This is a genomic window from Mesorhizobium sp. BAC0120 (assembly GCF_033542235.1).
In the GTDB taxonomy this organism is placed as follows: domain Bacteria; phylum Pseudomonadota; class Alphaproteobacteria; order Rhizobiales; family Rhizobiaceae; genus JAWRCU01.
The window spans coordinates 26,178-32,523 of sequence record NZ_JAWRCU010000031.1; the positions used below are offsets into that span (position 1 = coordinate 26,178).

A 6,346-nucleotide genomic window follows, 5' to 3' on the forward strand; every position below is an offset into this window, starting at 1 on the left:
TTGCACTGCAGCAAAACAGGCGTAAGCTGTGTGCGTGGGGGATAACCAGAGCAACCAGGGGGCACCGCAATGCTCAAAATGCTCATTCTAGTCTGCTCGGTGAATGTGTCGCCTGCAGATTGCCAGCAGGAGACTGCGCTCGACATCATTCAGGGGCCGCAGGTTGCCAGCGTCTTCGAATGCGGAATGGCCAGCCAGGCCATGGCAGCTCAGACTTCCATCCTCCGGCATGGGTCCGACGAATACATGAAGGTCAAATGCAGCCGGTTGAAAGTCGCCGACGCGGCCGCGAAGGATGCAAAGCTGAGCCCGGCAACTCTGGGGCAGCGCTGATATTCCGCTGATACTGTCTGACGGTCCGCCAATGCACTGTTGCGTGGCGGACCTGTCGAGCGTGGGTCCACTCGCCGCTCAATCTGGGCCTTGATGGCTTAGATTGCGCGATCTTTCTCAGGCGCCGCCCGAATCCGGAACGCCACAACTAAGCTCGGGCGGCTGTTTGGAAAGACGTTTCCCGGGGAAATCTTGACCCGATATTCATTTGCATACTAATAGAATGTGACAATAGAACCGCTTGTTTCGAACGCATTCGAGCCGGCGTGGGTGCCGGGCTCTGTAGTGTCGAATTTCCCGGGAAGATGCTCATGCAGTCCGCCAGCGCCGTGAAGACGCAGGAGAGCGAAGCGCCGCGATTTCCTATCCCCGCCGGCGTTCATGCCGAAACTGTCGTCTCGGTGAAGCACTATACTGACCGCCTGTTTTCCTTCCGCATCACGCGGCCGCAGTCGTTTCGCTTCCGGTCGGGCGAGTTCGTGATGATCGGCCTGCCGAATGCCGAGAAGCCGATCTTCCGGGCCTATTCGATCGCGAGTCCGAGCTGGGACGAGGAACTGGAGTTCTTCTCGATCAAGGTCCCCGACGGCCCGCTGACCTCGCAGCTCCAGAAGATCGTGCCAGGCGATACGGTGCTGATGCGGCCCAAGTCGACCGGCACGCTGGTGCTCGACGCGCTGACACCCGCCAAGCGCCTGTTCATGATCTCCACGGGTACGGGCATCGCGCCGTTCGCTAGCCTGGTGCGCGATCCCGAGACCTATGAGAAGTTCGATCAGGTCGTCCTCACCCATACCTGCCGCGACCAGGCGGAGCTGACCTATGGCGTCGAGCTTTTCGAAGGTTTGAGGAATGACCCTCTGATCGGCGAACTGGTCGAGGACCGCGTCACGCTCTATTCGACGACGACGCGGGAGGAAAGCTCGCGCATGGGCCGCATCACCCGGCTGATCGAGGATGGCCGCTTCCACGCCGACCTCGGCATTTCGCCACTCGATCCCGAGCGCGACCGCATCATGATCTGCGGCTCGATGTCGATGTTGCAGGACGTGAAGACGCTGGTTGAAGGCCTCGGCTTCGTTGAAGGCTCCAACAGCGAGCCGAACGCTTTCGTGGTCGAGCGGGCGTTTGTGGGCTGAAGGCACCCCACCTGAATATCGGATGGGCCGCGGGACAGCGCCCCCCTCTGTCCTGCCGGACATCTCCCCCACAAGGGGGGAGATCGGACGGCCGCTTTGGTTTCGCCGATCGCCGATGTTGAAGGTTGGCGAAGCCGTGGATGAAGGCCAATCTCCCCCCTTGTGGGGGAGATGTCCGGCAGGACAGAGGGGGGCAACGTAGGGCGCCATCAATCGATCTCGATACTGCCCCGCGCTCCAACCCGCTACCGCCCTTGCCCCCGATTCACGCCGACCGCTTGCCGTCGACACTCCACGCGCCCGGTCCTGCAAAGAAAAGATAAAGAAACACGAAGCAGAACAGGATCGCCAGATCGCCGCCATTGGCGAGGGGGAAGAAGCCGCGGGGCGCATGGGCCATGAAATAGGCCACCGCCATTTCGCCGCACAGGATGAAAGCCGCCGGCCGCGTGAGAAAGCCGAAGAGCAGGAGCAGGCCGCCGATCGTCTCGATAAGGGCAGCCAGAAGCATCAAGGCACTCAGTCCCGCGGCGCCTCCGCCCGCGCCGGTAACCGGAAAGCCGAACAGCTTCATGGTGCCGTGCTGGATGAAAAGCAGGGCTGCGATGATGCGCAGCAAGGCCAGCGCGTGAGGAGCATAACGTCCAAGATTGTCCAGCATTCTGATCCCCTGAGATTGCCGATTCCCCTGCAACTGCCGCCGGATACGGTAATCTTGTGAAACATGCCAGACGGAACCGGTAAAGCGGCCATCACATCCGCGCTATCGAGTTTTGACCGGTTGATCAAACATTGATACGACGCACTCGCTTCACCAGAACCTCTCGGGACTCGTGGAGACGCGAGTAAGGCGCTATGGTTCCGGAAAGAGCGTCGGACGCCGAGGGAGAGAGCCGGATGACCAGCAAACCACGCGAGATCGATTCAGCGGCTGGAACGTCGAAGGTCACCCCGCTGCCCTCGCGCATAGCCGCCAACAGCGCGGTGGCGACGGGCCACGGGATTGCTCGTAATCCCGGCATGGCGCTCGATCTCGGCTTTCTGGAATCGATGCGCAACGTCAACCGCTCAGCACTGGAGCGGCGCGTGGCGACGCTCACCAAGCGACGCAGCATCAAGGGCGACACGCAGGCGGCGTGGCTGCTGCGCGCTGTTGCCTGCATGGACCTCACGACGCTCAACAGCAATGACACTGAAGAGCGCGTGCGCCGCCTGTGCGCCAAGGCGATCAACCCGTTCCGACGCGATATCGCTGAAGCGCTGGGGATCGCAGATCAGCCGATCCGGCCGGCTGCGGTCTGCGTCTACCATCCATTCGTCGCGACCGCCGTTGCCGCCGTGAAGGGCACCGGCATTCATGTCGCCGCGGTCTCGACCGCTTTCCCGCACGGCCTGGCGCCGCTGTCGACCCGGCTGAAGGAGATCGAGGCTTCGGTCGCCGACGGCGCCGATGAGATCGACGTCGTCATACCGCGCGGCCTCGTTTTTGGCGGTCGCTGGCAGGAGCTTTACGATGAGATCGTCGCCATGCGCGCCGCCTGCGGCGAGGCGCATCTCAAGGTGATCCTCGGCACCGGCGATCTCGCGACGCTGCGCAACGTCATGCTCGCCTCCATGGTGGCGATGATGGCCGGCGCCGATTTCGTGAAGACCTCGACCGGCAAGGAGAGCGTCAATGCGACGCTGCCTGTCGGCGTCGCCATGGTCCGCTCGATCCGTGCCTATTTCGAGGAGACCGGCTACCTGATCGGCTTCAAGCCGGCCGGCGGCATCTCGACCGCCAAGACGGCGCTCGATTGGCTGGTGCTGATGAAGGAGGAGCTCGGCCGCCCGTGGCTGGAGCCGGAGCTATTCCGCTTCGGCGCGTCGAGCCTGTTGACCGACATCGAACGGCAGCTCGAGCACCACATTACAGGCCGCTACTCGGCGAATTATCGCCACGCGATGGCGTAGGTCGCCTAGTGCGGAAGTTTGACAGGTGGAATTCTTTCGCGCCCCCCTCTGTCCTGCCGGACATCTCCCCCGCGAGGGGGGAGATTGGACGGCCGATTTGGTTTCGCCAATCGCCAACGGTGTAGGACGAGTGCCGTCGAAAATGAAGGCCGATCTCCCCCCTTGTGGGGGAGATGTCCGGCAGGACAGAGGGGGGCGACGTAGAGCGCGAATGCTGCCGAAGTCCCCCACAATAGGGAACCCACATGAACATCCTCGAACGCTACACCGCCATGGATTACGGCCCGGCGCCGGAGGCCCGCACCGAGGCTGACGCCTGGATCGCCGGCCGTGATTTCGGCAAATCCCTCTTCATCGCCGGCGAATGGCGTGCCGCCGCGGACGGCAGGACCTTCGACGTGTTGGAGCCTTCCACCGCCAAGCCTATCGCCAAGGTAAGTGAGGCAGGCGATGCCGATGTCGACGCGGCGGTCGCCGCCGCGCGCAAGGCGCTGCCGAAATGGAGCGGGGCGAGCGGCTACACCAGGGCGAAGGTGCTCTACGCCATCGGCCGCGCCATGCAGCGTCACCAGCGGCTCTTCGCCGTGCTGGAATCGATCGATAACGGCAAGCCGATCCGCGAGAGCCGTGACATCGACGTGCCGCTCGCGATCCGCCATTTCCTGCACCATGCCGGCTGGGCGCAGTCGCTCGAACGCGAGTTTCCCGGCCATAAGCCGGTGGGCGTCGTCGGCCAGGTGATCCCCTGGAATTTCCCGCTGCTGATGCTCGCCTGGAAGATCGCCCCGGCGCTCGCCGCGGGCTGCACGGTGGTGCTGAAGCCGGCCGAGTTCACGCCGCTCACCGCGATACTCTTCGCCGAGATTTGCGAACGCGCCGGCGTGCCGAAGGGCGTGGTGAACATCCTGCCCGGTGGGCCTGGCGCGGGCGCGGCGATCGTCAACCATCCCGGCGTCGACAAGATCGCTTTCACTGGCTCCTCGGAGGTCGGCAAGATCATTCGCAAGGCCACCGCGGGTTCGGGCAAGAAACTGTCGCTGGAGCTCGGCGGCAAGTCGGCCTTCATCGTCTTCGAGGACGCCGATCTCGACAGTGCCGTCGAGGGGCTGGTCGACGGCATCTGGTTCAACCAGGGCCAGGTCTGCTGCGCCGGCTCGCGGCTTCTCGTGCAGGAGGGCGTGGCGGAAGCTTTCATCGCCAAAGTGAAGACGCGAATGGGGCGGCTCCGTGTCGGCAGCCCGCTCGACAAGAACACGGATATCGGGCCGCTGGTCGACAGGACGCAGCTCGACCGCGTGCGCGGGCTGGTCGCTGAGGGCGTCAGCCAAGGCGCGGAATGCTGGCAGCCGGACTATGCGCTGCCGTCGAGCGGCTATTTCTATCTGCCGACGCTTGCGACCGGTGTTTCGCCGGCAAATATCCTGGCGCAGGAAGAGGTGTTCGGCCCGGTGCTCGCAGCGATGACCTTCCGCACCAACGAGGAAGCGATCGAGCTTGCCAACAACACGCGCTACGGGCTTGCCGCCTCGGTCTGGAGCGAGAATATCAACGTGGCGCTCCACATCGCCCCGCAGCTCAAGGCCGGAGTGGTGTGGATCAACGGCACCAACATGTTCGACGCCTCCTCGGGCTTCGGCGGCTACCGTGAAAGCGGCTTCGGCCGCGAAGGCGGGCGCGAGGGCATGTATGAGTATCTGACGGAGAAGCTGCCGTTCGGCCCCGAGATCAGGCCGGCGGTGGCTGCGTCGCAAGGTGTTGAGCCCGTGGAAGCCGCTGAGCTCGCCATCGACCGAACCGCCAAACTCTTCATCGGCGGCAAGCAGGTCAGGCCCGACGGCAACTATTCCTATCCTGTGCTGGACAAGAAGGGCCGCGTCGTCGGTGAGGCGGGCCTCGGCAACCGCAAGGATATTCGCGATGCCGTGGCCGCCGCGCGCGGTGGCAAGGCCTGGGCGACGGCGACGGCCTACAACCGCTCGCAGGTGCTCTATTTCCTGGCCGAGAACCTGTCGATCCGCGCCGGCGAGTTTGCGGCCCGGCTCACCGCGATGACCGGCGCGCCTGCCAAGGCCGCGCGCGAGGAGGTGGATCTTTCGATCGAGCGGCTGTTCCTGTTCGCCGGCATGGCCGACAAGTTCGAGGGCCGCGCCCACCAGCCACCGGCACGCGTGGTGACGCTGGCGTTGCACGAGCCTGTCGGCACGCTCGGCATCGTCGCGCCGGATGACAGCCCGCTGCTCGGCTTCGTATCGATGGTCGCCCCGGCGCTTGCCATGGGCAACACTATCGTTGCCGTGCCGTCGCAGCGCTACCCGCTGCTTGCGACCGACCTCTATCAGGTGATCGAATATTCCGACCTGCCAGCCGGCGCGATCAACATCGTGACAGGCAAGACCGCCGAGCTTTGCGGCGTGCTTGCCAGGCATGACGATCTCGACGGGCTGTGGGTGGTGGCCGACCCTGAAACATGCAAGTCGGCCGAGGCCGAGTCTATCGGCAATCTGAAGCGCGTCTGGACAGCCAAGGGCAACACGCTGGACTGGCGGTCGGAGGTTTTTTCCGGCGACTATTTCCTGCGCCGTGCCATCGAGGTGAAGAACGTCTGGGTGCCCTACGGGGATTGAGCTTGCCTCTGGGAAACGATGATACCAACGGCTTCGAGATTTTGAACGTTGGCGCAGCCCCTCATCTGCCTGCCGGCATCTTCTCCCCGTAAACGGGGAGAAGGACGCTCTCATCAATGGTTTCGCCAATCACAAGCGTTGCAGAGTAGGCGCCTTCATAGCGGCCGGCTTCCTTCTCCCCGTTTACGGGGAGAAGTGCCCGGCAGGGCGATGAGCGACTATCTGACGTGTCAAGTTGCATTAGCGAACTCGATGCGCGCATCGCGTGCTTTTGCATTGAGGATGACGAGCAGCTTG

Annotated in this window: 5 protein-coding genes; 4 read left to right on the plus strand and 1 reads right to left on the minus strand. The window is 63.7% G+C overall.

All coding sequences use genetic code 11. The annotated features are described in order from the left end of the window. Positions 1 to 69 precede the first annotated feature (69 nt). Both SAZ10_RS32570 and SAZ10_RS32575 read left to right on the plus strand, forming a co-directional pair. Entirely contained in the window at positions 70 to 333 is a 264-nt protein-coding gene (locus SAZ10_RS32570) for a hypothetical protein (RefSeq protein ID WP_318613709.1), read from the plus strand. 311 nt (positions 334 to 644) lie between these two features. Continuing rightward, the gene (locus SAZ10_RS32575; protein WP_318613710.1) at positions 645 to 1,472 is read left to right on the plus strand and encodes a ferredoxin--NADP reductase; all 828 of its coding nucleotides are present in this window, start codon (positions 645 to 647) and stop codon (positions 1,470 to 1,472) included. Positions 1,473 to 1,737: 265 nt separating this feature from the next. Here SAZ10_RS32575 and SAZ10_RS32580 read toward each other — a convergent pair whose 3' ends face one another. Further along, positions 1,738 to 2,139 (minus strand): DoxX family protein, encoded by a 402-nt coding sequence (locus SAZ10_RS32580; protein WP_412535341.1) that lies wholly within the window; start codon positions 2,137 to 2,139, stop codon positions 1,738 to 1,740. Between the two features lie 230 nt (positions 2,140 to 2,369). Between SAZ10_RS32580 and deoC the strand changes: the two genes are divergently transcribed. Both deoC and SAZ10_RS32590 read left to right on the plus strand, forming a co-directional pair. Next, positions 2,370 to 3,425 carry a deoxyribose-phosphate aldolase gene (gene deoC / locus SAZ10_RS32585; RefSeq protein WP_318613712.1) on the plus strand — a complete coding sequence of 352 codons (1,056 nt, stop codon included), beginning with the start codon at positions 2,370 to 2,372 and terminating at the stop codon, positions 3,423 to 3,425. 245 nt (positions 3,426 to 3,670) lie between these two features. Beyond that, complete coding sequence (locus SAZ10_RS32590; protein ID WP_318613713.1) at positions 3,671 to 6,049, plus strand: aldehyde dehydrogenase family protein; 2,379 nt, start codon at positions 3,671 to 3,673, stop codon at positions 6,047 to 6,049. Positions 6,050 to 6,346: the final 297 nt, after the last annotated feature.

Excerpts from the sequence above, each read along its gene's own strand:
- SAZ10_RS32570 (WP_318613709.1), top strand. The coding sequence starts at position 70 with ATGCTCAAAATGCTCATTCTAGTCTGCTCGGTGAATGTGTCGCCTGCA.
- SAZ10_RS32575 (WP_318613710.1), top strand. The coding sequence starts at position 645 with ATGCAGTCCGCCAGCGCCGTGAAGACGCAGGAGAGCGAAGCGCCGCGA.
- deoC (WP_318613712.1), top strand. The coding sequence starts at position 2,370 with ATGACCAGCAAACCACGCGAGATCGATTCAGCGGCTGGAACGTCGAAG.
- SAZ10_RS32590 (WP_318613713.1), top strand. The coding sequence starts at position 3,671 with ATGAACATCCTCGAACGCTACACCGCCATGGATTACGGCCCGGCGCCG.